20 protein-coding genes and 2 tRNA genes are annotated in these 26,124 nt (G+C 49.4%); 9 read left to right on the top strand and 13 right to left on the bottom strand.

The features are described from left to right. Positions 1 to 115: 115 nt before the first annotated feature. From NUX24_RS13245 to NUX24_RS13220, 6 genes are read right to left on the bottom strand one after another with little or no spacing between them, the layout of a single operon-like run. Positions 116 to 616 carry a cupin domain-containing protein gene (locus NUX24_RS13245; RefSeq protein ID WP_044643385.1) on the bottom strand — a complete coding sequence of 167 codons (501 nt, stop codon included), beginning with the start codon at positions 614 to 616 and terminating at the stop codon, positions 116 to 118. 24 nt (positions 617 to 640) lie between these two features. Further along, positions 641 to 1,399 carry an SDR family NAD(P)-dependent oxidoreductase gene (locus tag NUX24_RS13240; protein WP_044643384.1) on the bottom strand — a complete coding sequence of 253 codons (759 nt, stop codon included), beginning with the start codon at positions 1,397 to 1,399 and terminating at the stop codon, positions 641 to 643. Positions 1,400 to 1,411: 12 nt separating this feature from the next. Next, complete coding sequence (locus NUX24_RS13235; RefSeq protein WP_032699289.1) at positions 1,412 to 2,584, bottom strand: acyl-CoA dehydrogenase family protein; 1,173 nt, start codon at positions 2,582 to 2,584, stop codon at positions 1,412 to 1,414. Positions 2,585 to 2,644: 60 nt separating this feature from the next. Beyond that, a complete protein-coding gene (locus tag NUX24_RS13230) occupies positions 2,645 to 4,087 on the bottom strand; it encodes an FAD-binding oxidoreductase (protein WP_050500304.1) in 1,443 nt (480 codons plus the stop codon). Between the two features lie 4 nt (positions 4,088 to 4,091). Beyond that, complete coding sequence (locus NUX24_RS13225) at positions 4,092 to 5,201, bottom strand: GNAT family N-acetyltransferase (protein ID WP_070550043.1); 1,110 nt, start codon at positions 5,199 to 5,201, stop codon at positions 4,092 to 4,094. Between the two features lie 21 nt (positions 5,202 to 5,222). Next, on the bottom strand, positions 5,223 to 6,407 hold the full coding sequence (locus tag NUX24_RS13220) for an MFS transporter (protein WP_257832071.1): 1,185 nt from the start codon (positions 6,405 to 6,407) through the stop codon (positions 5,223 to 5,225). A gap of 259 nt (positions 6,408 to 6,666) precedes the next feature. Here NUX24_RS13220 and NUX24_RS13215 point away from each other — a divergent pair, with 259 nt between their 5' ends. Next, on the top strand, positions 6,667 to 7,584 hold the full coding sequence (locus NUX24_RS13215) for a zinc-binding dehydrogenase (protein WP_050887337.1): 918 nt from the start codon (positions 6,667 to 6,669) through the stop codon (positions 7,582 to 7,584). Between the two features lie 180 nt (positions 7,585 to 7,764). After that, complete coding sequence (locus tag NUX24_RS13210; RefSeq protein WP_044614187.1) at positions 7,765 to 8,646, top strand: LysR family transcriptional regulator; 882 nt, start codon at positions 7,765 to 7,767, stop codon at positions 8,644 to 8,646. Positions 8,647 to 8,837: 191 nt separating this feature from the next. Here the strand turns inward: NUX24_RS13210 and NUX24_RS13205 are convergent, their stop codons facing one another. Next, the gene (locus NUX24_RS13205) at positions 8,838 to 10,100 is read right to left on the bottom strand and encodes an integrase arm-type DNA-binding domain-containing protein (protein WP_044643620.1); all 1,263 of its coding nucleotides are present in this window, start codon (positions 10,098 to 10,100) and stop codon (positions 8,838 to 8,840) included. A 665-nt stretch (positions 10,101 to 10,765) separates the two neighbouring features. Here NUX24_RS13205 and NUX24_RS13200 point away from each other — a divergent pair. Beyond that, positions 10,766 to 11,686: a LysR substrate-binding domain-containing protein gene (locus NUX24_RS13200; RefSeq protein WP_021313392.1), complete on the top strand. Its 921-nt coding sequence runs from the start codon at positions 10,766 to 10,768 to the stop codon at positions 11,684 to 11,686. Positions 11,687 to 11,730: 44 nt separating this feature from the next. On the opposite strand, the gene NUX24_RS13195 is transcribed toward NUX24_RS13200, so the two are convergent. From NUX24_RS13195 to NUX24_RS13185, 3 genes are read right to left on the bottom strand one after another with little or no spacing between them, the layout of a single operon-like run. After that, positions 11,731 to 13,221: an aldehyde dehydrogenase gene (locus NUX24_RS13195; RefSeq protein WP_021313393.1), complete on the bottom strand. Its 1,491-nt coding sequence runs from the start codon at positions 13,219 to 13,221 to the stop codon at positions 11,731 to 11,733. Next, positions 13,214 to 14,860 carry a GMC family oxidoreductase gene (locus tag NUX24_RS13190; RefSeq protein ID WP_257832063.1) on the bottom strand — a complete coding sequence of 549 codons (1,647 nt, stop codon included), beginning with the start codon at positions 14,858 to 14,860 and terminating at the stop codon, positions 13,214 to 13,216. Before NUX24_RS13190 ends, NUX24_RS13195 begins: the two co-directional genes overlap by 8 nt. 14 nt (positions 14,861 to 14,874) lie before the next feature. Beyond that, entirely contained in the window at positions 14,875 to 16,278 is a 1,404-nt protein-coding gene (locus NUX24_RS13185; RefSeq protein WP_031285270.1) for a cytosine permease, read from the bottom strand. A gap of 607 nt (positions 16,279 to 16,885) precedes the next feature. Here NUX24_RS13185 and NUX24_RS13180 point away from each other — a divergent pair. Genes NUX24_RS13180 through argE form a run of 4 tightly spaced genes read left to right on the top strand, consistent with a single transcriptional unit; the run spans position 16,886 to position 20,407 of the window. Further along, positions 16,886 to 18,154, top strand: coding sequence for an NAD(P)/FAD-dependent oxidoreductase (locus tag NUX24_RS13180; RefSeq protein ID WP_070550041.1), 1,269 nt, complete (start codon positions 16,886 to 16,888; stop codon positions 18,152 to 18,154). Positions 18,155 to 18,163: 9 nt separating this feature from the next. Further along, entirely contained in the window at positions 18,164 to 18,589 is a 426-nt protein-coding gene (locus NUX24_RS13175; RefSeq protein WP_021313398.1) for a RidA family protein, read from the top strand. Beyond that, the gene (locus NUX24_RS13170) at positions 18,586 to 19,260 is read left to right on the top strand and encodes a DUF1028 domain-containing protein (protein ID WP_021313399.1); all 675 of its coding nucleotides are present in this window, start codon (positions 18,586 to 18,588) and stop codon (positions 19,258 to 19,260) included. Before NUX24_RS13175 ends, NUX24_RS13170 begins: the two co-directional genes overlap by 4 nt. Continuing rightward, positions 19,253 to 20,407: an acetylornithine deacetylase gene (gene argE, locus NUX24_RS13165; RefSeq protein WP_024264487.1), complete on the top strand. Its 1,155-nt coding sequence runs from the start codon at positions 19,253 to 19,255 to the stop codon at positions 20,405 to 20,407. The genes NUX24_RS13170 and argE overlap by 8 nt, the downstream gene beginning before the upstream one ends. A 510-nt stretch (positions 20,408 to 20,917) precedes the next feature. Here the strand turns inward: argE and NUX24_RS13160 are convergent. Next, the gene (locus NUX24_RS13160) at positions 20,918 to 22,165 is read right to left on the bottom strand and encodes an integrase arm-type DNA-binding domain-containing protein (protein ID WP_021313401.1); all 1,248 of its coding nucleotides are present in this window, start codon (positions 22,163 to 22,165) and stop codon (positions 20,918 to 20,920) included. Between the two features lie 161 nt (positions 22,166 to 22,326). Next, positions 22,327 to 22,402 (bottom strand) — tRNA-Asn (locus NUX24_RS13155). A 161-nt stretch (positions 22,403 to 22,563) separates the two neighbouring features. On the opposite strand from NUX24_RS13155, the gene emmdR reads away from it, so the two are divergent. Both emmdR and NUX24_RS13145 read left to right on the top strand, forming a co-directional pair. Beyond that, the gene (gene emmdR / locus NUX24_RS13150; RefSeq protein WP_308280945.1) at positions 22,564 to 24,018 is read left to right on the top strand and encodes a multidrug efflux MATE transporter EmmdR; all 1,455 of its coding nucleotides are present in this window, start codon (positions 22,564 to 22,566) and stop codon (positions 24,016 to 24,018) included. Positions 24,019 to 24,121: 103 nt separating this feature from the next. Then, a tRNA-Asn gene (locus NUX24_RS13145) sits at positions 24,122 to 24,197 on the top strand. Between the two features lie 143 nt (positions 24,198 to 24,340). On the opposite strand, the gene NUX24_RS13140 is transcribed toward NUX24_RS13145, so the two are convergent. Next, the gene (locus NUX24_RS13140) at positions 24,341 to 26,107 is read right to left on the bottom strand and encodes an aminopeptidase P family protein (protein ID WP_257832056.1); all 1,767 of its coding nucleotides are present in this window, start codon (positions 26,105 to 26,107) and stop codon (positions 24,341 to 24,343) included. Positions 26,108 to 26,124 lie beyond the last annotated feature (17 nt).

Genomic DNA, 26,124 nt, shown 5'->3' with positions numbered 1-26,124 from the left:
TCATAAGGTGAATAAAGAATGACTGTTGATGGAAGGTTGGATATTTTTTTCAGTATTATCCATTCGTATTGATTTGCAATATAAGAATGCCGCAAAAAATTCGCGGCATTTTGGTTTATTTTAAATTTGGATTGATGTCGGGATTTTCAAAATCAGGAACAAAAGAAAGATATTTTCCACCAATCTTTATAGCCCGTCTGTTTGCTTCTGCATCATGAATGTGTAACGGTGGGGGAACACCCTCTTTCGCTACAATGCCTGTTTCTCTAAAGAACCCTTCGAAACCTGCGGGAGAGAACATCAACAATATCTTGATAGGTTTAATGCTGTTATTTCTAAATTGGTGATAAATGCCCTTTGGTACATAAACAAAATCGCCAGGGTTTGCCTGAAAGATATTTTCTCCGGCTCTTACGGTTAATTGGCCGTCTAGTACATAAAATATCTCATCAGCGTCTTCATGAAGATGCCAGATCGGACCACCACCAGGCCCAACAAATCCCTGAATAATAGAAATGCTGCCGCCGGTATTTTCTTTGTCAAGCTTGATAGTATAGGTGTCATTATTTAACCAAAGCGGAACGCCTTCATTATCTCTAATAATAAATGGTTGCATTATTTGTACCTCACGGTTATGAATTTAAAGAGAGTGGCCGCCATCGATAACTATTCGTGTACCCACTAAGTAGTCAGACTGGCCTGAGCAGGACCAAATAATGGCTTGAGCGATCTCTTTAACATCGCCAATACGCCCAATGGGGATCAAATCGCGCCATCTTTTGTCACGGTCTGCCGCCGATTCGCCGGGAAGTTGGGTCATTTCGGTGGCCAATGGACCTGGGTTTATTGAGAAAACTCGCACGCCGTGCGTGATAGCCTCTTTTGCCGAGACGCGGGTCAATGCATCGACGGCAGCCTTTGAAGCGGTGTAGGCTGCCGTGCCCGGAATATTCAGCCCGATAGACATATTTGATGAAATATTAACGATAGTCCCGGCCCGGTTTTCTTTCATCGACTGAAGTTCGCGCTTCAGACTTTCAAACAAACCAATGACATTAGTAGTGAATACGTGATTAAAGTCTTTACTGGAGGTTTCATCGACAAAACCAAAAGAAAATACTCCGGCGTTATTAACGGCAATATCAAGAGTACCGACTCTATTTTTAATTTCATCAAACAGGTTATCTATTGATTGATTATTATTTACGTCGAAAGGAATAACCCATGATTTGCCAGGAGTCTCGGAGATCGCTTGCGCTGTCTCTTCTAGTTTCTGCTTATTTCGACCTGCAAGAATAACGGTTCCGCCAAGTCGTGAAAATGCCAAGGCTATTTCTCTGCCAAGTCCACTGCCTGCGCCGGTTACAAGAATTTTCTTTTGCGAAAAAATACCACTCATCGGTTCTCTTCCTTATATAAAGTAATCTTCGACTTTGCCACCAAGGAGAATATCGCCGCACACCTGCAGGACTTTTTCCTGCGCGACAGCGTGCTGGCAAATAGTGTTGATATCACGTAATGCGCGATCAAAAGGTGTTTCATGGGTGTAGATAGAACCCCCACCCTGTAGGTCATACAAGCTTGAAACGATGGTTCGTGCGGTTTGAAAGGCATTTCTTCGACTCAAAGCTGACTGCACGCGCCAATGAGTAATATCGTCATGAGCGGCATCGGCTTCGAGCGCCTGCCATAATGTACTTACGCTGGTGAGCGCCGCGTTTCTAGTGATAAATAACTGATTCTCTGCGTTAGCCACCGCCGTCTGTACGCGCTTTGAGTTTCGCCATTTCACATCATTGATTCTGTCTGTGCGGTCGTCGGCGACGTCGTAGATATAGTCCAGACAGGCTCTCGCAAGCCCCAGCGGGATACCGGCCATTTTGCGTAAAATTGCATCCGGCGTTTTGTGCAGTGGCCCTTGACGTTTTGGTTCCGAGAAATTGAACGCGTGCTGTTCGGGAATGAACAATCCTTGCGTGGAGTAGTCCTGACTGCCGCTTCCCCGCAGGCCGGTGGTGAACCAGGTGTCGGAAAAAAGGTAGTCGGCAGGACGCGCCAGCATGACTCGCCAAAGGGGCTTGCCGTTATCATCCAGTATAAGATTGCCGTTACGGTAGAGGAAGCAACCTGCCGAGATGACATCGCCATGAGGCGATCCGCTGGCAAAACGCCATTTGCCAGTGACAATGTAGCCGCCATCAACTATCTCGGCTTTTCCCTGCGGGTGTATCCAACCCGCCACGGCCAGATTGGCGTGTGGAAAGATCTCTTTGGCGCTTTTTTCTTCCAAGAAACCTGAATAAATACCTGAGTCACAACCAATCATGGCGCACCAGGCGGTAGCCGTATCGCCCCGGGCGAGTTCTTCCAGCACAAGGATTTGCTCAATCGACGTCAGTCCGGCACCGCCCCATGATTGCGGGAAACACATTCCAAATATCCCAATGCCACGTAGCCTTTCAATAATATTGAGTGGTATCCTGCGATGCTCTTCTATTTCACGAGCGGAGTTACGTAATTTGCCACGTAAATCTCTTAGATTAACTAATATATTGCTAAATGTATTTTCTTCATGAGTTATCATGGATGTGCCTCAATAAATGAACCTATATGATTAAATCTTAAAAGTACATATTGGTTATTATTAATAACTATATCGCCCGGATGCGAAAATTCCCTTTGGGTCTAAAGTTTTTTGCAAGCTTCTAATGATTTCACCTTCACGAAGCGTTCTGGCATTACGACTATTGGCGAGAGGATGTTCGACGTCCAAACGATAAGGATAAAAACCGGAAGCACTAAATTTTTCATGAAGAAGTTTCAGAGCACGATGAGCTTTTCTTATTTCCTCTTCTACGCGTTCAAAACGAATGGATACAACGAGATCAATAATCTGATCACTCAGCGTATTAATTGTGGCGCCGCAGCGCACGCCAGTAGACTCGAAGATATCGTCGAAATGTAGATAAGCCTGTTTAATAGCCTGACCGGTAAAAGGAAGCAGAGGCAAGAAAAATATCCAGCCTTTGCCTTCGGCATCTATTTCAGCCGGTGTAGTACCGAGCGTCTTCTCCAGAAGGATATCATGATATTTAGTATCCCCTTGATAAGCAGCGTTGACTAGATTGGCGACGATATCATCTTGATAAGGATTCGTAGGGCTGTCGTTCCAGATCAAAGAGATGAATTTCTCGCCAGCTTTTACAAACTCGGTTTCCAGCGCGGTGGAAAGTGCCGATACTACTGAGGCAGCTCCCGAAAGAGGCAAATGAACGAGAAACTCGCCCTTATTCGCACCATACGTCAGTGTTGAGGTTTCATCATAAACCTTAAGTACACCGTGAATTAACCCTTGTGCTGACCAACGCTGGAAAGTATTGATAGCATACTCTAAGTTTTCGGGAGAAAAGGAAATATAGGCGACGCGAGATTTTTCTGGTCGATTAAGTAGACGTACAACGCCACCGGTTATAATTCCGAGATTCGATTGGGTGAATAATTGCACCAGTGAAGGGCCAATCCCGTGGGAGTATAATGCGCTATGTTTTCCCTGTTCCGGCCACCAGCCCACTCGGTGCAGTGTCCCGTTGGCGAGAACAATTTCCAGGCCGAGAAGATCTTCTGTACGCTGGTGCCTCAACCCGACGCCCCGATCGAGAGCATTACCTAAAAAACTCGTTTCTGCAGATGAGGCTGTCACATTAATAAAGCGATGGGTGTTCAGTAATTTTTGCGATAATATTCCCTGCGTCACACCTGGCTCAATGACAGCATAACCCTCTGCGATATTAATCTCGCGAATTTTATTTAATCCGGTCAGCTTCAACTGCACGGCGTTGTCTGACGGAGGTTTTGTTGAACCTAGCCCCCAATTGTATCCAGTTGAGTAGGGATAAAGCGCTGTTTCTCCGTCAAATTGATCTGCTAGCTTAACAATACGAATTACTTGTTCAATACTGGAAACATCCACTCGGCCAGAAACCGATGGGGAAGTATATTCACCAACATCATTCGGTGTTTTTACATAGGCGACGACGTTTTTATGATCTAAATGCTGTTCGAGAAAGGAGATGAACTTTTTGCTCATTTAATCAATCCTCTATTTTGCGATAGCTAATATTCGGGTTCAGAAAGAAATAGTGCATTTCATTACTGTATGAACCATCGTGATTTTTCAATCGTCCCGGACGCATCCCCTCAAATTCAAACCCTCCCTTTTGCGCGACTCTTTCTGACGCGATATTGCCTTCTTTGACACCAAGTTCTAAACGTACATAACCAGCTTCATTAAAGGCCCATTTTTTCAAAAGATTCAGTGCCCTTACGGCGTAGCCTAAACCACGATATTCCGGCAATATCCCGTAACCCACATCACCTACATGAGGTGGTACAACATTGCGGATAACAATTTTTCCTACAGCATTACCAGTTGAGCATTCTATAATAGTTAGTAATATATTAGGACCTACGGCTGAATTAAGCCCGCAACGCCTGACTTTTTGTTTTATTTCATCAAGTGATGCTGTTTCGAATAAACCCCACTTCGATGATTCAGGATTTGATTGCTCTAACCATATACAAAATGTGTCTTTTGTTTCGGCTAAACGTAGTGCAATTTTTTCATCGCGATAAATATTACTATCCACTGCAGGGAATAATAGGCTTTTTCCCGTGTTAGTTTGATCCTTCAATAATGAAAATACTGCAAATTCCTCTAGCTCTGAATTTACATTAAATTTTTGTGTAATACCTTCAAAAGTATACCCGCTCAATATAAGGCTATTAATGATTTTATGATGATCAATCAGAATGTGAGTCTCAACTCTCAGTGTCTTATATTTTTCAAATAAAAAAAATGAAAGTTTACGGAATAGTCCGGTTTTTATTTTTTCTCCTAATGGCGTATGAATGTTAATGTCTAGAATTATGCTGCTATAATCATTTTCTGATGGCCGCAAGAAAATGTCTCCTATATGCTCCGGCTTGCATTTTCGTATAACAAATATTTTATGTGTGCATGATTTTTTATTGGGCGTGTCATTTAATAACCTTGCCTCGCAACTTTGGTCGATAATTTTATCACTCTCGCTATGGTAAATGATTGGGATCTCATGCTTGTATTTTTTTTCGGGAAATGAGTGCGATTCCGGAATAGTTTGAATGTTATTTTCATAGCCTAATGAATTAGTTTCACTGTTCATGGTCTATTCCTATTGGTACAGTCAGATATTTGTCTGAGGATTAACAGCAGGAGTATCGTAACGGTTGTTTCTCAAAACAGGGAGTAGGGTGACAATCGCCAATCCTGCTAAAAAAATACCGATGAGAGTTGGTGCACGGTAGCCATAACCTTGGTCGATTGCATAGCCACCGGCCCATGAACCAATAACTACTCCAAGACAAATAACGGAGGTATGCATAGTGTTAATTAATGAAGTATTAGGGGCTGCTTTAAACACGCGTGAGGACATGGCAGGAGTGAGAGTAATACCAGTAAGTCCTAAAATCATTACAGATATCAGCACTAATATTTTATTATCGTAGAAGGTATAAAGCCCAAACAGTGCAAGTACTAGCACGACGCTTCCGGTGAAAACAACTTTAATCGGCGATTTATCTGCTAGTCGACCTACAAGAAAGTTACCAATTACCGTGAATACACCGTAAGCGAAAAGAATAGCCGGGATATATGGAATATCGAAACCGACAGTGTTTTCAAAATAGGGAACGAAGTAACTGAATGTCGCGAATGTAGCAGCAATAATAAAGAAACTTGTAATAAAAGCCCCCCAGATTGATCTGTTTATAATTGAACCAAATTCAGCCTTAATACTACCCTTAACCTCCGCCTTGAATTTAGGAACAATCAGTATAATACCTATTCCAGCTAAAGATGTAAGGACAATAATTAATGCGAAGGAAACTCTCCAGCCATAATACTGGTCAAGTATTGCTGATAGTGGCAGTCCCGCCACCGTCGCTATCATCATCCCGCCCAATACGATGGAGGCTGCAACGCCAAAGCGTTCCGGTGGAACCATTTTTGCCGCTGTCAACAGCGCAAAACCGAAGAAGGCTGCCGAAGATAATCCGGTCGCAAACCTCGCTACTGCTAAAAGATCATAAGTTGCAGAAACGGTTGCGACTACTTGGGCGACAAGAAATATGCCAGTAATAGTCAATAATGCTGCTTTATTGCTAAGTTTAACTAAAAATGTAGCAAGCAAGGGACCACCGAAAACCATACCTAATGAATAAATGGTAATTAAATATCCAACTTTAGGAATGGAAACACCTAAATCAGATGACATGGATGTGATTAATCCTGCGACCATGTATTCAGATGTTGTCATGGCAAATAGAGTAAAACCTAAAACATATATTGCCGCTGGAAGTGGTTTATTCATAAAAATTCACTCAATGTGATTAACAGTAATGAAACTAATACCCTCGATCATCAGTTTTTGTAAACAGAATATGAATCATAATTGTTATGACATTTTTCACCAATATAATCTGCTGGTTTATCGAGTTGTCGTGTTAGGTTAGGAGGTTAAGATATCGAATTTAGGTAATTAAATTGTCATCGGCTTATCTTAAAAATAGATAATGTTATTTATTTAATTGATTTTTCTGAATGTGTGAATATCGAAAAGGAAAATAACAATGAGTGAATACGTGCAAGCAATTGTGAAATCAGATACTGGTGGTTTTAGATTTACCGATGTACAGCGGCCAGTCAGAAGGACGGAAAGTGATATTTTAATCAGAGTTTCCAATATATCACTTAATCGGGGAGAATTAGACTTTCCCTGGGAATCGGATAAGCCTGCCGGATGGGATGCATTTGGTATTGTGATCGAGACCAGCACCGACGGTCAGGGACCAAAAATTGGGGAGCGGGTATTAACATGGAGCTTTTCGGGTGCCTGGAGCCAATATCGCGTTGTCGATCGTGCCAATGTCGCTATCGTGCCAGAGAGTGTATCAGCAGCGGTTGCAGCAGCGTTGCCGGTGGCAGGATTAACGGCGCTGCGTTCTCTGCGATCCCTTCATTTGCAGCCGGGCCAGTCTCTGGCCGTTACCGGTGCAACGGGCGGAGTCGGGCATTTGTTGGTTCAGTTGGCAATGCATGCCGGTATTAAAGTTTCGGCGGTGGTGCACAGTCAGCGTGGATTCGATTGGCTGCAAGCCAGCGACGTTAAACCCAACGAGGTACTATTGGCTAAAGAATACCCTTTTGAGGGAACCTTTGATGCACTGGTCGATACCGTCGGTGGCGATTTACTGGCTCATCTATTAGACAATGTTGTCCCTAATGGCACAGTTCTCATTCTGGGCGTTGCCTCGGGACAGGTGGCGAGCATAGACACCACAATTTTGGTATCACGAGGAATCGATCTGATTTCTTATAAGGATTATTCCCCGGCCGGAGAAGATTTAAACACCTTGCTCACTCTCGTTGACGAGAAGATCATTAAAGTATACGCGGATAATATTGGTAGTTGGGATAAAGTCATTAAACAGGATTTCATGCATCTTCTCGCTCCAGGCAAAGTCACGCTCAACGTACCTCAGGACTAAGCTCAACTCGTACATAGTCCTCTATGCTGTCGCCACGCAAGGATATTGCAATAATTGTGGCGACATAGCGTTATCTTTTAACTAATAACACATTGATATTTAACTTCTGTCAGTTTTTTTTTGTATCTTGATACCTCCACGAGGCATAGATGTTCGTGTAAGAGATGTAAGAGAAGACTTATGGATTTAAACGCGCTTAAAATCTTTATTAAGGTAGGGGAAACGCAGAGTTTTACCAAAGCTGCGCAGGCATTGGGCCTCACCCAATCAGGGGTCTCACGTGCAATTACCAGGCTTGAGCTCGACCTTCGTGTTACCTTGCTTAACCGCAATACCCACTCTGTAAGTCTGACTACCGATGGCGTTTTTTTATATGAATCCTCAAAAAGCCTGATTCATGAAATGGATGAGGTTGGGCATTCGATTACCGGCAGAACGGTATTCCCTGAAGGCGAACTAAAAATAACGACACCTTCTGCCTATGGCCGATTGGTAATTATTCCTATGCTCAAAGAGATTCTGGACAGATATCCGGCATTAACAATTGACGCGGTTATGACTGACCGATTGGTTGATTTGGTGGAAGAAGGCTTTGACGCGGCGATTAGAATTGGCAGCGTACAGGACTCACGGCTTATCGCCAGAACTATTAAGCATTTACGTTTTGTCACCGTTGCGTCACCGGAATATTTAAACAGCCACGGAATTCCAAAAGAGCCAGCGGAACTGGTACAGCATAACTGTCTGGCTGTTAAAGCACAGAGAACTGGGCGTAGCACAAAGTGGTTTTATTCTATAGCGGGAGAACAGCAGGCTTTTGATATTAAGGGTAATCTGGTCGTCGATACTGCGGATGTACTGTTAGAGGCGGCACTCAGCGGGATGGGAGTTGTTCAGATAATGGACTTTGCGGTCGGTAAATATCTGGAAAACGGTAAACTTGTCGAGCTACTACATGAATACTCCGAGGCTTCGATTCCGCTTTCATTAATTTATGCAAAATCGCGCCATCGTTCGCCTAAAATCAGTACATTGCTGGCAGCGTTAGGAATAAATACTTGACCCCCAACACAGATGCAATTGTGCTTGATTTGTGAGGGGCCAAATTCAACATCCTGCTCAATTCTGTGACTAAAAACCAAGCTTTGTATGAAGCTGATGGTGTTTTAAGTATATATGCGAAGTATTTAGTCTTAAACGGGGCTCATTAGCTGAGCCCTTTTTCAAGCTTATCAATCGGTATATACCGTAGTTCAGACTTTGGACTGCTGATGGCCCAAAATATAGGATGGCACGAATTCCTCTCTGCACCTGTCCAGATAATCTGACCACCACTGCATCATCGCCTTGCGGGCTTCCAGATGCTCCGCCTTGTGGATGTAGGCTGCTCGAACGCTATTGCGCTCCTGATGGCTCATCTGACGCTCAACTGCATCCTGTGACCAGAGACCTGATTCTATCAGGGCACTACAGGCCATTGCCCGGAATCCGTGGCCGCAGACATCCTCTTTAGTATTATATTCCATCAGCCGCAGCGCCTTATTAACCGTATTTTCACTCATTGGTCTGGATGGATTATGGATGCTGGGGAACAGCAACTCCTGATCACCGGAGATTTCTCTTATCTGCTTCAGTATGTCGATGGTCTGTTGTGACAGCGGCACAATGTGCGGCGTGCGCATTTTCGCCCCCCTGCTGGAATAGCGGACGCCTGGGAGCGGTTCTCGTGTGGCGGGGATCGTCCAGATTTTATTTGTGAAACTTATCTCCGTCCAGCGGGCAAACCGCAGTTCGCTGGAGCGAATAAAGACATGCAGGGTAAGAGAAACAGCCAGCCGGGTTAATTCCCGTCCCTGATGATAGCCATCAATGCGACTCAACAATTCGGGTAGTCGTTCAAGGGGAAGGGCGGGGTAGTGTCGTTTAACCGGTGCTGCGATGATACCTTCGAGATTCGATGCTGGATTGCTCTCAATCATCCCCTGATGCACCGCATGCTGCATGATGTTGCACATATGCTGCCGGGTACGTGCTGCGACTTCAAGCAGACCTTTTTGCTCAATGCCTTTCAGCAGGTCGATAAAGTGACGAGGTTTCAGTTCAGCTACTGGCAAGTGTCCAATCACAGGAAATATATGATTGTTCATGCTGGCAAGCAGACGGGAGGCGTGGTTCTCAGACCATGTTCTGTTGCTTTTATGCCAGCTCAATGCAACGTGCTTAAATGTTTTTTCCGGTGAGCGGGCAGCTTTCTCTGCGATACGTTGTTGTGATGGATTGATATTCTGCGTTAGCAGCTTGCGTATACCATCACGTTGCTGACGAGCGTAAGCCAGAGAAACATCGGGATAGGCACCTAAGCCGAGGCGAGATTCTTTACCATTGATACGATATTTGAGATACCAGAGACGTGAACCGCCTGGATTGACTAAAAGGTACAGTCCATGAGAATCAGAAACTTTGAAGGGTTTTGCGGATGGTTTTAAGCTACGGATTTTAGCGTCGTTCAGAGACATATGGTGGTCACTCCATAATCGAACTGAAATGACCCCAAATCAGACCACCAATCTTGCCCGATGCGTAGGGGGAAATGAAAATGCATCGAGAAGACTTTTCACGCTAAATTATTGAATCTAAATCACATAAGGATTCGCAAAGAGGCATGAAAACAAGAATTTGGCTCCTCTGACTGGATCGCTTTTGTCAGCAAGAGGTTCGTAAGTAAACTGAATCTAAGGTATCTTCTTATCAAACGAATATGAATGACTGGCTGTTATATCTAATCTTGGGGGGCGGGCTAAAGTGTCATGCTGTTCAAGCCGTGCTCCTTTATGAGTCATCAATTGACACTTATGCTTCCACATTTGAAGCGGTGTGAGACTTTACATTCGAATCTGGAATATACAAGAAGCATGGGTCTCCAGTTGGGTCAGTGTCGGTCATAAATACCGTAGTCAATAGCTTCTCTACTTATGGCATTTTCCTCAGCCAAATTTCAGAGCATGAAGTTACTCTTTTTACAAACCTAGCCTTTTAAACCCTTGAGAAAAGATCTTTCTCCTTAAGCTTAAATTAAGAATAGTCATACAATTAGAAAACATGGCGTAAATATTGCATAAATAAATTGGGTAGGTTGAAACTATTTTGAACATTAACGTTAAGATATTTTATAAGGTTTATCATGACGCATTTCACACTCAAGCAGCTTAAATATTTCGTCACTGTGGTTGAGACCGAAAGCATCGCCGAAGCGTCACGTCAGCTGCACATCGCCCAGCCTTCGATTTCGGTCGCCATCAAAAACCTTGAGGACGCTTTTGAACAGCAGTTGTTCATTCGCCATCATGCACAGGGCGTATCGCTCACCTCCAGTGGGAGACGGTTCTACGAAAAAGCAAAGGAGTTGCTGCGGTTGTCCTATGAGTTTGAGCAAAGTTCACGCGCAGAAAATGAGCTGGTTTGCGGCACCATCGCCGTGGGTTGTTTTGAATCGGCGGCTCCGCTGTATATGCCCAAGCTGATTGCAGGTTTCAAAAAACTCTATCCAGAAATCAATATTCAGTTGTACGACGGTGAACAGCATGAGCTGATGCACGGTTTACATCGTGGCCGTTTTGACATGGCATTTCTCTACGATCTTGACCTGGACAACGCGATTCAGAAAGAACCGCTGAATGCGCCGCATAAACCCTATGCGCTGCTACCGGCGGCTCATCCGCTGGCGAAAAAAAGTGCGGTGACATTACAGGAACTGGCAAGCGAACCGATGATCCTGTTGGATGCGGTGCCCAGCAAAAATTACTTTATCAGTATTTTCAAAGAGAATGGTTATTACCCTGAAGTTGCCTATAGCTCGCCGTCAATTGAAATGGTGCGGTGCATGGTCGGGCAGGGGCTGGGCTTTTCGGTGCTGGTGACCCGGCCCTGTTCGGATATGACATACGATGGGCAGCGCCTGGTGCAACTGGATATAGTCGATGAAATGGCGGCATCGACGCTGATTATGGCTTATCTGCAAAATAATGAACCAACACGGCCGACGCGGTTATTTATGGATTATTGCCGCAGTGTTGAATTAACTCCGGCCGTCAGCAGCCATTAAATTGTTGCTCTACCCGTTGCGGGTAGAGCAAACGTCAGTTGTATTTAACGTAATTCAATCCAGGTGGTTTTTAATTTGGTGAATTTATCAAAGGCATGTAAAGACAGGTCGCGGCCAAAACCCGATTGCTGATTGCCACCAAAAGGAACGGTCACATCCAGCGCATCAACGGTGTTGACCGACACCGTTCCGGCGTTCAGTTTGCGCGCCACACGATGTGCCTGATTCAGGTCGTCCGACCATACTGATGCGGCAAGGGCGTAAATATGATTATTCGCCAGTTCGATGGCTTCCGACTCATCATCAAAGACTTTTACCGCGAGCACCGGACCGAATACTTCATCACGCCATAAGTTAACGTTTTCGCTTTCAATCTCAATCACCGTCGGCAGGATGTAGTTAGCGACTGTCTCGATTTCGCGTTGCTCGCCACCCGCGCGCACAATACCGCCCTGAGTCACTGCGGTCTGAATAAAATCCATCACCTTATCTTTATGCGCAGTCGAAACCATCGCGCCCATCCTCGCATTGGGGTTAAGCGGATGGTCAGGTTGCCAGCCGTGCAACTTCGTGATCAACTTCGCCATAAAGTCGGGATAGATCTTACGTTCAACTAATAATCTGGAGTTGGCTGAACAAACTTCACCCTGGTTGAAACAGATACCGAAGGCGGCTTTTTCGGCGGCTAAATCGAGATCCTGGCAATTGGCAAAAATAATGTTGGCGCTTTTGCCACCACATTCCAACCACACCTGCTTCAAATTGGATTGGCCGGAATAGGCCATAAAGGCTTTGCCCACTGCGGTTGAACCGGTAAAAGTCAGCACATCAACATCGTTATGCAGGCCCAGCGCGGCACCGGCTTCGATCCCCAGCCCGGTAACAACGTTTAACACCCCGGCGGGCAATCCGGCCTCCAGCGCCAGTTCTGCCAGTTTCAGTGCGGTGAAAGGCGAATTCTCCGAGGGTTTCAGGATCACACTATTTCCGGCGGCCAGGGCCGGTCCGATTTTCCAGGCAGCAATATCGAGGGGGAAATTCCACGGTACAATGGCGGCTACAACGCCGACAGGCTCACGAGTTATGGTTGCCAGCGTGCCTGGACGGGTCGGGGCGACTTCGTCATAAATCTTATCGATACTTTCTGCGTACCAGGCAATCACATGGGCAGCCCCCGGCACATCAACGTTATACGCATCGAGTACCGGTTTTCCCATGCTGACGCTTTCCAGCAGCGCCAGTTCTTCCCGATGCTCCAGCATCAGATCCGCCAGCCTGCGCAGCACCGCTTTGCGTTGCGCTAACGGGCACCCGGACCAGATGCCAGAGGTAAACGCCTGGCGGGCGGAATCCACCGCAGCGTCAATATCCTCAGCCTGACAAGCGGTGACTTCCGCTAACACCGCATTGGTGGCGGGATTCACTACCGCCCAGGTTTTCTCCGCTTTGGCGAAGTAAGGTTTACCCCCGATAAGGGCATGCGTGCTAAAGCGTTGTTGGTTCAGCAGACCTTGCCAGTAATCACGATTATGCATACGCGTTCTCCTTATTCGTCTCGGTCTCAGCTACCGGCGTTCCTTGCAGGATCATGCTTGCCGCACGTTCGCCAATCATTATTGAAGGGGCATTGGTGTTGCCGCTGATAAGCGATGGCATGATTGATGCGTCAGCCACGCGCAAATTTTCCACGCCATACACTTTGAGGGATTCCGGTGCGACAACGCTCATTTCATCCCGGCCCATCTTGCAGGTGCCCACCGGATGGAAAACGGTGGCGCAATATTCTCTGACGTATTGATGCAGCTGTTCGTCGGTCTGAATATGTTCGCCCGGCAGCATCTCTTCACCCCGCAATGCGGCGAATTCCGGCTGAACAAGAATGTTCCTTGCCACTTTTATCCCCTCAACCAGCACGCTGGCGTCATAAGGGTCGGCGAGGAAATTAAAATCAATTGCGATTTGTCCATCGCGCGTTAACTGCAACGCGCCGATCGATTTCGGGCGTAACACGCAGGTGTGAATCGCGTAGCCGTGGCCCCATTCAAATAAGCGCCCCCGGTGGCTGCGATAACCCGGCACAAAATGGAACTGAATATCGGGTTCATCGCTGCTGAGTTTCGTCGCGGCAAAACCACCCGCTTCTACATAATTGGTGGTTAACCAACCTTTGCGGCGAAACAGATAGTTGAAGGGTGAGGTCAGGATCGGTTTCCAGGCGGCGAGGGAAAAACCCAGCGTTAGCGGGTTACCGGACCGCACGGTGACCAGACCATCCAGATGATCCTGAAGATTTTTACCCACGCCGGGGAGAGGGTGCACCAGCGGGATACCTGCGGCTTCAAGTTCGGCGGCAGGCCCGATGCCTGACTTCAACAGAATATGTGGTGAGCCAATGGAGCCTGCTGACAGGATGACTTCCTGGCGGCACAAAATTGACGTGGGTTGATCGCGGCCATGCTCATTAATACGCACGCCTTTGACCACTTTGTCTTCAATGATCAGCGTTTGCACGGTGCAGTCGGTCATGACCGTCAAATTGCTTTGACCAAGATGGGGATGCAAAAATGCGCGATAGCTTGATAACCGTTTGCCATCTTTTTGCGTAACGTTATAAATCCCGACGCCTGCCATCGATTTACCGTTAAAGTCGGTGTTCTCCGCTAATCCGACTCGCTTGCCCGCCGCGACAAACAGCGCTGATACTGGATTGGGATCGCGCGGTTTATCGACCAGTAATTCGCCGCTAAAACCATGATATGCCGGATCCTGAGACAACAGATTCTTTTCCGAGCGTTTGAACCAGGGCAGGACATTATTCCAGCCCCAGCCCTCACAACCTTGCTGTTCCCAGCGGTCATAATCAGAAGGTAATCCGCGAATATAAATCATACTGTTCATGGATGAGGAACCCCCCAGCGCCTTGCCGCGCGGGACGTGGAGTTGTCGCCCCCCTAAGCTTTTTTGTGGCGTTGAATAAAAGTTCCAGCTGAACTTTTTGCTTTTATACAGGGTAATGGTTCCCGCAGGAGTCTGGATGCGTGGGGTCTCATCGCGACTTCCAGCCTCAATCAGGCAGATCTTCAGATCTGCCTGTTCAGCCAGCCGGGCGGCCAGCACGGAACCTGCGGAACCCCCACCAATAATGATGTAGTCGTAGGTATTACTATTGTTCATAGTCATTCCGGTAATTATTTAGCAACAGAGGTTTGCGCCACTGCCTGAGTACGGCAGAGGAAATAATAAACAGGCGAGACGATGGCTAAACCAATAATCCAGGAGATATCGGCACCACCTAACATATTCGCTGCCGGACCGGTGTAAATGGCGGTAGACATAAAAGGAATCTCGACCACGATCCCCAGCAGATAACAGAAAATGGCTTTTGAATTGAAGTAACCGTATATGCCACCGTCACGACGGAAGAATGAAGCGACATCATAATTACCGTGGGCCACCAGATAGTAATCAACCAGGTTAATTGCCGTCCACGGCACCAGCACATACAGCAACATCAGAATAAAGTTGGTGTAATTCACCAGGAAGTTTTCCTGACCATAAATCGCAATCAGCACTTCGATAAGGATGGTGACAATTGATACCACAATGCGAGCGCCAGAAAGCGGCGACCACTTAGGCAGGAATGTCTGGCCAAGCGTCAGGGTGCAGAGCACACCGCAATAGAGGTTCATTGCATTGGTCGCGGCAATGCCTAAGGCAAACACAATAATGACGGTGGAGGATAATCCGCCGGTCATATTAACAATACCGGTGATTAAATCACCATCCACGATGCAAATAGAAACCAGAATGCCAAGAATCATCGGGAACAATGAACCCAGTACGCATCCCAGGTAACTACACCAGAAGACGCTTTTTTCGCTGATATCTTTTGGCATGTAGCGGGAATAATCGGATACATAAGGCGCGTAGGCCAGCTGCCATAATGCGGCGATGGAAATGGCACCGAGGAATCCGCTGAGATTAAAGCCATTACGCGCGAGAAAATCAGTCGGCAGACCATGCACGAAAACAATCCACGCAAAGGCCGCGAGCAAAATAATACCGGATACCCACGACATCACCTTGGTGTAGGCATGAATCAGGTTATAGCCGAAGGCACAGGCCACCAGGCTGAGTACCGCAGAAACCAGGATGCCGGTATCCGTAGAAACCGGTGCGTAGATGGCGTGCAGTGACTGACCGCCCAGCACCAGGTTTGATGCCAGAAAGCCGATATACATGATGACGACTAACGCCACCACCAGCACGGAACCATAAGAACCAAACTGGCCGCGGGTTTGAACCATCTGCGGCACACCTAATTGTGGTCCCTGCGCGGAATGCAATGCCATAAACAGCCCACCGGCAAGGTTACCAATCAATACGGCAATGGTGGCCCACATAAAAGATAAGTGGAAAATACTTACCGCCAGCGCGCCGGTAATCACGGTAAGCAACATGATGTTTGAACCAAACCAGATGGTAAAAAGATCCCGTGGCTTGCCATGACGTTCATGCGCGGGAATAGGCTGGATGGTGCTCAACTCTATTGTGGTTGCAACAGCATTATCTTTTGGGTTGTTTGTCATCATAGTTATCTCAACAAAGTCATTTGCAGGCTTGCCGCATGGCTGCGGTTATAACCACCCAAAAAATTGGGAGGGGTGAAAATAACGTTGATGGGATGTTGCAACAGTTGGCTATAGAGAGAAATGAAGAAAAATATAGCCAGCTAATATAAAAAAAAGATGCAATCTCGCTTATGGATTGGTCGCCCCAAATTGAGACGTTAAAGAATGACAGGTGAGATCTTTTTGAATCTAATTAACCTTATGATTATTAACATCTAAAATAAAAGTCTCTGGCTTAATGCTTCATCTTGGTGCGCGCCTGCACATCGATGAAGCATCATTGGCAATATAAGATATCGTTAACTCTGCAAATTAATAAGTAAAAATGTTGCCTGTGAATCGCGTGAATTTGATTTATCTCAGCACCCTTTTATCTTGCCTGTGCAGTGCGGATGCGGCTTTAACAGGGCTTTGTATTTTATTTCGGCGATGAAGGTTGCCGGCAGGTTAAATATTTTCTATCCAGACGCTCACTTTATAATATTTTACCGTCTGCATGCGCTCCAATAGTCTTGGGTCCTTCTTAAGTGGTTAATCCCCTGCGTGATGCGGGATGAAGGACGTTGAAATGACATCATTAAAAACTGAAACAGATACGCTGATTATTGGCGCAGGTCAGGCGGGGGTTGCCATGAGCGAACACCTGACGCGTCTGGGCATTCCGCATCTGGTCGTGGAGAAAAACCGTATTGCCGAATCCTGGCGTAGTCGTCGCTGGGATTCGTTGGTTGCCAATGGCCCGGCCTGGCATGACCGCTTTCCGGGCATGGAATTTCCTGGCTGCTCACCAGACAGCTTTGTGGCAAAAGAACAGGTTGCTGATTATTTTGTCAGTTACGCCGCCATGAACCAGTCACCGATTCATACCGGCGTCGAAGTGTTAAGCGCTGAACGCAATCAGGGGCGCAGTGGTTTTACCGTCACCACCTCCGCAGGCGTGATCAATGTGCAGCGTATCGTGGCCGCTACCGGTCCTTTCCAGCGCCCGGTGATCCCGGCGATTGCTCCTCAACATAGCTATGTACAGCAGTTACATTCGGCAGACTATAAAAATCCACAGCAGTTGCCGCAGGGTGGCGTACTGGTGGTTGGTGCCGGTTCTTCCGGGGTGCAGATTGCCGATGAATTGCAACGATCCGGTAAGCCAGTGTGGTTATCGGTGGGGCCGCACGATCGCCCGCCACGTTCTTACCGTGGCCGGGACTTCTGCTGGTGGCTTGGGGTGCTCGGATTGTGGGATGCTGCGGCCAGTCAACCGGGCAAAGAGCATGTCACCATCGCCGTGAGCGGTGCACGCGGTGGACATACCGTCGATTTTCGTCGTCTGGCGGCGCAGGGCGTAAACCTCGTTGGCTTGACGGAAAGTTTCACCGATAACACAGTACGTTTTCAGGATGACCTGGCGGAGAATATTGCGCGTGGCGATGCGAATTATCTCGCGTTGCTGGATGCTGCCGATGCGTATATCGAGCGCAACGGCCTCGATTTACCGCCAGAACCACAGGCACGTGAATTCCTGCCAGACCCCGCTTGTGTCACCCATCCGCAGCTCTCATTGAATCTGGCAGAGGCCGGAATCACCAGCATTATCTGGGCGACGGGCTACGTCACCGATTACAGCTGGTTAAAGGTCAATGCCTTCAATGAACAGGGCAGACCGCAGCATCATCGTGGCGTGTCCAGTGAGCCGGGCGTTTATTTTCTTGGCTTGCCGTGGTTGTCACGTCGTGGTTCCACCTTTATCTGGGGCGTCTGGCACGATGCCAAATTCATTGCTGACCAGATCGCTATCCAGCGCCAGTACCAGCAGTATCGCGCACCCTCTGACTCGCTTTAAGGAACTGTTATGCCTACACATCAACGTATTCGTATGTTCAACACCAAAGAAACCTATCCGAATCAGACACTGGACAACGATCTCTGCCAGGCGGTACGCGCCGGTAATACCGTCTACGTGCGCGGCCAGGTGGGTACTGATTTTGCAGGGAATCTGGTCGGGCTGGGCGATCCACGCGCTCAAACCGAACAGGCGATGAAAAACCTTAAACAGCTGCTGGAAGAAGCCGGTAGCGACCTGAGCCATATCGTGAAAACCACCACCTATCTTACCGATCCGCGTTATCGCGAGCCGGTTTACCAGGAGGTGGGGAAATGGCTGAAAGGGGTGTTTCCGATTTCAACTGGCCTGGTGGTTTCGGCGCTGGCACAGCCGCAGTGGCTGATGGAAATTGATGTGATTGCGGTGATCCCGGATGACTGGGAGGGGAAATGACGCTTTCGATTGCGGCACGCTGTGCGGAGTCCGGCCAGCTCGGTATCGCCATTAGTTCGTCGAGCATTGCCGTAGGTGCGCGTTGCCCGTGGCTGGTGGCCGGAGTGGGTGCGGTATCCAGCCAGAACATCACATTACCGGCGCTGGGGCAGCAGATTCTGGCGCGTCTGGAAGAGGGCTTAACGCCGGAACAGGCGCTGAAAAGCGCACTGGCAGAAGATCGCTTTAGCGAATATCGCCAGGTGACGGTCATTGACGCCAGCGGTCGCAGCGCCGCCTTTAGCGGTGACAAGACGCTGGGTATTTATCATGTGGTGCAGGGCAAAGAGTGCGTGGCAGCAGGGAATATGCTGGCGGAACAAGAGGTGATCGCCGAGATGGCGGCGGCTTTTGACGCTGCCACTGGTGAGCTTACTGGTCGCCTGCTCACGGCGTTGCAGGCAGGGATCGATGCCGGTGGTGAGGCGGGGCCGGTGCATTCAGCTGCTGTGAAGGTGGTGGATGATTACACCTGGCCGCTGGTGGATCTGCGCGTTGACTGGGCAGAAGAAAACCCATTGGCAGAACTGCACAAGTTGTGGCTGGCGTATGAACCTCAAATGCAGGCTTACGTCACCCGGGCACTGGATCCACGTGATGCTCCGAGCTATGGCGTACCCGGCGATGAGTAGTGCGGTGCGCGATATCCTTGCGGCGTTGCTGGCGTTTGATACCACCAGCCGCGAATCCAATCTGGCCTTGATTACCTGGATTGAGGATTTTCTGGCGCAGCGCGGGATCGCATCGCAACGCATCATGGATGACAGCGGGCGCAAAGCCAATCTGTATGCCCGGCTGGGGCCGGGTGGTGATGGCGGGGTGATGTTATCCGGTCACACCGATGTGGTGCCGGTCGATGGTCAGCAATGGACGCTGCCGCCGTTTGCCCTGACACAACAGGAAGGGCGCTACTATGGTCGTGGCAGTGCGGACATGAAAGGCTTTCTGGCCTGCGTGCTGGCATCGCTGGATAGCTTTCTGGCCCAGCCGTTGCGTCTGCCGCTGCATCTGGCTTTTTCCTATGATGAGGAAGTGGGCTGCCTCGGGGTGCGGAGCATGGTGGAGTTTTTGCGTGCGTCAGCAGAAAAGCCCGCCATGTGTATCATCGGCGAACCGACAGAAATGCGCCCGGTATATGGACATAAAGGCAAGGTGGCGATGCGTTGTCAGGTGCATGGTCGCGCCTGCCACTCGGCCTACGCACCTTCTGGCGTCAATGCCATCGAATACGCGGCAAGGCTTATCAATCAGCTCGGCGAAGCGGCGCAGCAACTGAAGCAGATAGAGGATGCGCGTTTTGATCCCCCCTATAGCACGCTCCAGACCGGTGTGATTCAGGGCGGCAGCGCGCTGAACATCGTGCCGCAGGATTGTCAGTTTGATTTCGAAATCCGCTATCTGCCGGAGGCGCATGTTCAGGGGGTCATTACCCAGGTTGAGCAGTACGCGCAACAGCAGCTGTTACCGCAAATGCAGGCGGTGGCGGCTGAAAGCACGATTCATTTTCTGCCGCTCAGCCACTACCCAGGCCTGCTCACCGATCCTCAATCACAATTTGCCCAATGGCTGGCGCAATGGAGCGGAAGCGACGATTTCTCTACCGTGGCGTTTGGCACTGAAGGGGGGTTGTTTGATGAAGCGGGGGTTGCCACCCTGATCTGCGGGCCGGGCAGTATGGAGCAGGGGCACAAGCCGGATGAGTTTATCGCTATTGAACAAGTAGAACTCTGTATGGTGATGCTTGTAAATTTATGCAAATGGATGCGAACTGTCCTCTAAATAAAAGAATTAATAATGGATTAATTATAATAAAACACTTCGATTATATTGCGGTATTATTTGATGTCAATTGGTCTGATTCCAGAGTGGTCAGTGGTGGTTTATAAATAGTAAATTATAAGCATTTAGTAATTTCAGTGGAAATAAATATTATTATTGGTTGTTATTAGGCAGGCATATATTTTGACTAGAATCACTTTCACTACTCCAGATCTAAAATATTAGTTGGGTTAAATCCTCATAAAACCTTCACGATACAATGGAGATTGGTGTTTTCCTTCATTTTCATCGAAAACCTTGATGTCAGATTACCATTAGTATACCTATACTTGGGATCATAATGTACTTAAAGAAAGGTTCCCATTTATGAATTAGCAGGCCAGTGCTACTGCAAACGACTCAACGTTAGATTTCATCTAGTTGCTCCTTATAAAAAAGCCGTACCTATGAGAGTGGATACGGCTTTGGTATACGATATGGTTTATTTCGACTCGCACAACAATATCGTTTTTATCTCTTCAGAATGAAAGGTGGTACATAAAGTTTGCGACACATATCCAGATAATCGGACCACCACTGCATCATCGCCTTGCGGGCTTCCAGGTGCTCTGCCTTGTGAATATAAGCCATGCGCACGGTATTACGCTCCTGATGACTCATCTGGCGTTCTACTGCGTCCTTTGCCCATAAACCCGATTCCATCAGCGCACTGCATGCCATCGCCCGAAAGCCGTGGCCACAGATATCCTTTTTTGTGTCGTAGCCCATCACCCGCAATGCCTTGTTGACCGTGTTTTCACACATTGGCTTATACGGGTTATGGTCGCCGGGGAAGACCAGTTCATTATTACCGGTGATATCTTTAATCTGTTTCAGAATGGCGATGACATGTTCTGAGAGGGGGACGATATGCGGCATTCGCATTTTGGCCCCGCGCCCGGAATAACGCACGCCAATAATGGGTTCTCGCGTCGCGGGTATCGTCCAGACCCGGTTTTTGAAATCAATCTCTGACCAGCGGGCGAAACGCAGTTCACTGGAGCGAATGAACACATGCAGCATCAGCAGGACGGCAAGCCGGGTAAGTTCGCGGCCCTGATGATATGCCTCAATACGTTCAAGCAGTTCAGGCAGCCGCTCCAGTGGCAGGGCAGGATAGTGCCGTCTGACAGGAGGTGTGGTCACGCCGCCAAGGTTTGCTGCCGGGTTAGTATCGATTAACCCCTGATGGACCGCATGGCGCATTATGTTACTCAAGTGCTGCCGCGTGCGGGACGAAACTTCCAGCAGACCTTTTTCCTCGATCCCTTTCAGCAGGTCAATGAAATGACGGGGTTTAAGTTCTGATACAGGCAGGTTCCCGATAACCGGAAAGATGTGATTGTTCAGGCTGGCAAGCAGACGGTCAGCGGTGTTCTGCGACCATTTCCGGTTACTTTTATGCCACGCCAGCGCCACGTTTTTAAAAGCTTTATCCGGTGTTCGTGAGCCACGTTCAGCAGCCCGCTGCTGTACCGGGTTGATATTCAGCGCCAGCATTTTACGGACACCTTCACGCTGCTGTCGCGCATCAGAGAGGGAGACGGCAGGATAGGCACCCAGCGCAATGCGGGATTCTTTACCGTTAATACGGTACTTGAGATACCAGTGACGTGAGCCACCCGGCTTGACCAGCAGATACAGACCGTGGGAATCGGAGACTTTAAAGGGTTTATCAGAAGGCTTGAGACTACGGATTTTCGCGTCGGTAAGGGACATATGGGGGTCACTCCATTATCGAACTAACCTGACCCCAGATTTGACCACCAATTTTTCCCGATGCGGAGGGTAAAATCAAAATGCACCGGGAAGAGATTTCACGCTAACCTCTTGAATCAATATCAGATAAAGCTTCGTAAGGAGGCATGAAAACAGGAAATTGGCTCCTCTGACTGGACTCGAACCAGTGACATACGGATTAACAGTCCGCCGTTCTACCGACTGAACTACAGAGGAATCGTTGTGGAGGCTTATCTTAGCGGCGAAAAAAGTTTTGTCAAACCTGATCTTAGGGAAAATCGACTGATTGCTGATTCTGTCGTCAGTTTGTTGTAAATCCACACATCTTTTTCAGGAAAATACTTTGCAGGATTAGCATTTGTCCCCCATCATTTGAAATGGAGTTTCAACTTTTCTCGCTAAGGTCCATTTTGAACGTCACTGCCTCCTTACGCCAGGCGATCGCGCGCACGCCATGGTATGCAAAACGTAAAAGCTATCGTGTCCTGTTCTGGCGTGAAATCACCCCTCTTGCCGTGCCTATCTTCCTGGAAAATACCTGCGTTCTGCTGATGGGGGTTCTGAGCACTTTCCTGGTGAGCTGGCTGGGGAAAGAGGCGATGGCTGGGGTTGGGCTGGCGGACAGCTTTAACATGGTGGTGATCTCGTTCTTTGCCGCCATAGACCTCGGGACGACGGTGGTGGTGGCCTTTAGCCTCGGCAAGCTGGATCCCAAACGTGCACGCGAGGCGGCCCGCCAGTCGCTGATGATCATGACCATTTTTTCGATCGTTCTGGCGGCGGTGATCCACTATTTCGGTAAAGAGATTATCGATTTTGTCGCCGGGGAGGCCACGAACGAGGTAAAAGACCTGGCGCTGACCTACCTCGAGATGACCGTCATAAGCTATCCGGCGGCAGCCATTGCGCTGATTGGCAGCGGCGCGTTGCGCGGGGCTGGCAACACCAAAATTCCGCTGCTGATCAACGGCGGGATGAATATCCTGAATATTATTATCAGCAGCGTGCTGATCTACGGCGTGTTCTCGTGGGAGGGGCTGGGGTTCGTCGGTGCCGGGCTGGGCTTAACCATTTCACGCTATATCGGTGCGGCAGCCATCATCGGGGTGCTGATGGCCGGGATTACCCCCTCGCTGCGTCTGACGCTGAAAAGCTATTTCCGTCCCTTTAATTTCGCCATTATCTGGGAAGTGATGGGGATTGGCATTCCCGCGAGCATAGAATCGGTGTTATTCAACGGCGGGAAGTTGCTCACGCAGATGTTTGTCGCCGGGATGGGGACCGACGTTATCGCCGGTAACTTTATCGCCTTCTCTATTGCCTCGCTGATTAACCTGCCGGGTAACGCGCTGGGTTCAGCATCCACCATTATTACGGGTAAGCGGCTCGGGAAAGGGCAGATAGGCCAGGCGGAGCGGCAGCTGCGGCACGTGTTCTGGCTGTCGACCATTGGGCTAACGCTGATCGCCTGGGGAACTGCGCCGTTTGCCGGGCTGATGGCTTCGTTCTATACCCACGAAGACGACGTTAAAGAGGTCGTTAAGATCCTCATCTGGCTCAACGCGGCCTTTATGCCCATCTGGGCAGCCTCATGGGTACTGCCTGCCGGGCTGAAGGGGGCGCGCGACGCCCGCTTTGCGATGTGGGTATCAATGCTCGGCATGTGGGGATGTCGCGTTGTCGCAGGGTATACGCTCGGGGTGATGCTCGGATGGGGTGTGGTCGGCGTCTGGCTGGGGATGTTCCTCGACTGGGCCGTGCGGGGCGCGCTGTTCTACTGGCGGATGGTCAGCGGGCGCTGGCTGTGGAAATATCCGCGAAAGAGTGCCTGACAATTGCGCGAAGTGGAGAATAATTCGGCAAACGATCGGAAATGTGCATTCTGCCTTTGACATCCCGGGGGAGCATCGATAATATGCGCCCCGTTCACACGATTCCTCTGTAGTTCAGTCGGTAGAACGGCGGACTGTTAATCCGTATGTCACTGGTTCGAGTCCAGTCAGAGGAGCCAAATTTAAAAAGCCTGCTTTTAAAGCAGGCTTTTTGCTTTTCTGCGCAAGGCAAAATGCAAAACGGCAACCTTGTTGCCGTTTTTAGTGTTTGCACCCTCTCCCGTGGGAGAGGGTTGGGGTGAGGGCACCAGACCGCACGAAATTACACACCAATCGGCGCCGTCGCCTCAACCAGCCACTCACGCGCATCGCTATCCACCAGCGGTGACAATGCCTTCCGTACCTGCTGATGATATTCATCCAGCCACTGCTTTTCCTGCTCGCTCAGCAGATGCAGCTCAACCTGACTTAAGTCGATCGGGATCAGCGTCAGCGAGGCAAATTTGCAGAACCCCGGACGGCTCTCCACAATCTCCACCTGGTTTTCAATACGAATACCGTGGCTATCGCCCAGATAGTAGCCCGGCTCGATAGTCATGATACTGCCCGCCACCAGCGGCCACGGATTGACCTTTTTGGCGATGCGATGCGGGTTCTCGTGGATCAGCAACTGGTGCCCCACGCCGTGCCCCGTGCCGTGATCGTAATCCAGCCCCATCTCCCACAGCGGGCGACGCGCAAACGCATCCAGCTGATGCCCCTGAGTCCCGGAAGGGAACTGCAGGGTAATGAGCGACAGAAAGCCTCTCAGCACGGCGGTGTAGTGCAGGCGCTGCTGCGGATCGACCTTACCCCACGCCAGCGTGCGCGTGGCGTCGGTGGTGCCGTTAGCATACTGGCCGCCGGAATCGTTCAGGTAAAAATGGTCATGGCCGATGGGCTTATTGCTGGCCTCGCTCGAATGATAGTGGCACATCGCCGCATTGCTCGAAGAGGCTGAGATGGTCGCAAAACTCTGCTCGATGAACCCGGGCTGCTGTTGACGGAACGCAAGCTGCTGCGCCTGCACTTCCAGCTCGGTGAGCGGATTTCCTGCCGCCTCGCGCAGCGGCACTTCGCGGCTCAGCCAGGCGAGGAAGTTGACCCACGCGGCACCGTCCCGGTGATGACACTCGCGATAGCCTGCCAGCTCGACCGGGTTTTTGGTGGCTTTCATCAGGGTGATAGGATCGGTCCGCCAGACAATTTCTCCGCGTGGTTCAATGGCGAAGCGCAGGGCAACCGGCGCGGAATCTGCATCAACCATCACCCGTTTGCCTTCAGCAATCTGCTGGCAGCGTTCAATAAAGTTATCCTGCGGCGCAATGGTGAACGCACTGCGCACATCGTCAGGCAGGGCGCTGAGCTTATTGTCGTTAACAAACCACTCAACGTGACCGTCACGACCGAGAAGGGCAAAGGAGAGCGGTACCGGGCTGTAAGGAATATCCGCACCGCGCACGTTTAACAGCCAGGCGATGTTATCCGGCAGGGTGACGGCGAGATAATCCGCATTGTTTGCGGCCAGCACGGCGGCGACGCGCTGACGTTTGTCCGCGCTGCGTTCTCCGCTGTGGTCAACCGGCATTTCGCGGATAAGCCCCGCCGGCGCGGCAGGGCGATCGGTCCATAAGGTGTCAAACGGCGAGGCCTTCAGAGGCACCAGCTCGCACGGCGTGGCAGACAGTTGCTCAAACTCCGCGTTGGTCATCAGCAGCGGGTCAAAACCGATGCGCGTGCCTGACTCAACGTTTTCTGCCAGCCATTGAGCCAGCGGCTCGTTGTGCAGGTGGTGAATTTCAATCTCGCCCAGATTCACCTGAACGCGGGCCTGGACCTGATAGCGCCCGTCGACGAACAGCAGCGCTTTATCCTTCAGTACCAGCGCGACGCCGGCAGAGCCGTCAAAGCCCGTCAGCCAGGCCAGCTTTTCGTCGTACGGCGCGCAGTATTCGCTCTGCCAGGCATCCGCGCGCGGGACGATCATCCCGTCGAGATGGCTGGCCTCAAGCCAGTGGCGTAGGGCAGAGAGCGGTGATGTGCTGGACATTGTTTTTCCTTACGTTA

It is taken from the genome of Enterobacter sp. HG048 (assembly GCF_024702055.1).
GTDB classification, from domain to species: domain Bacteria; phylum Pseudomonadota; class Gammaproteobacteria; order Enterobacterales; family Enterobacteriaceae; genus Enterobacter; species Enterobacter dykesii.
Note: the sequence above shows the minus strand (reverse complement) of the source record. Positions and strands in the feature narration are given on the sequence as shown.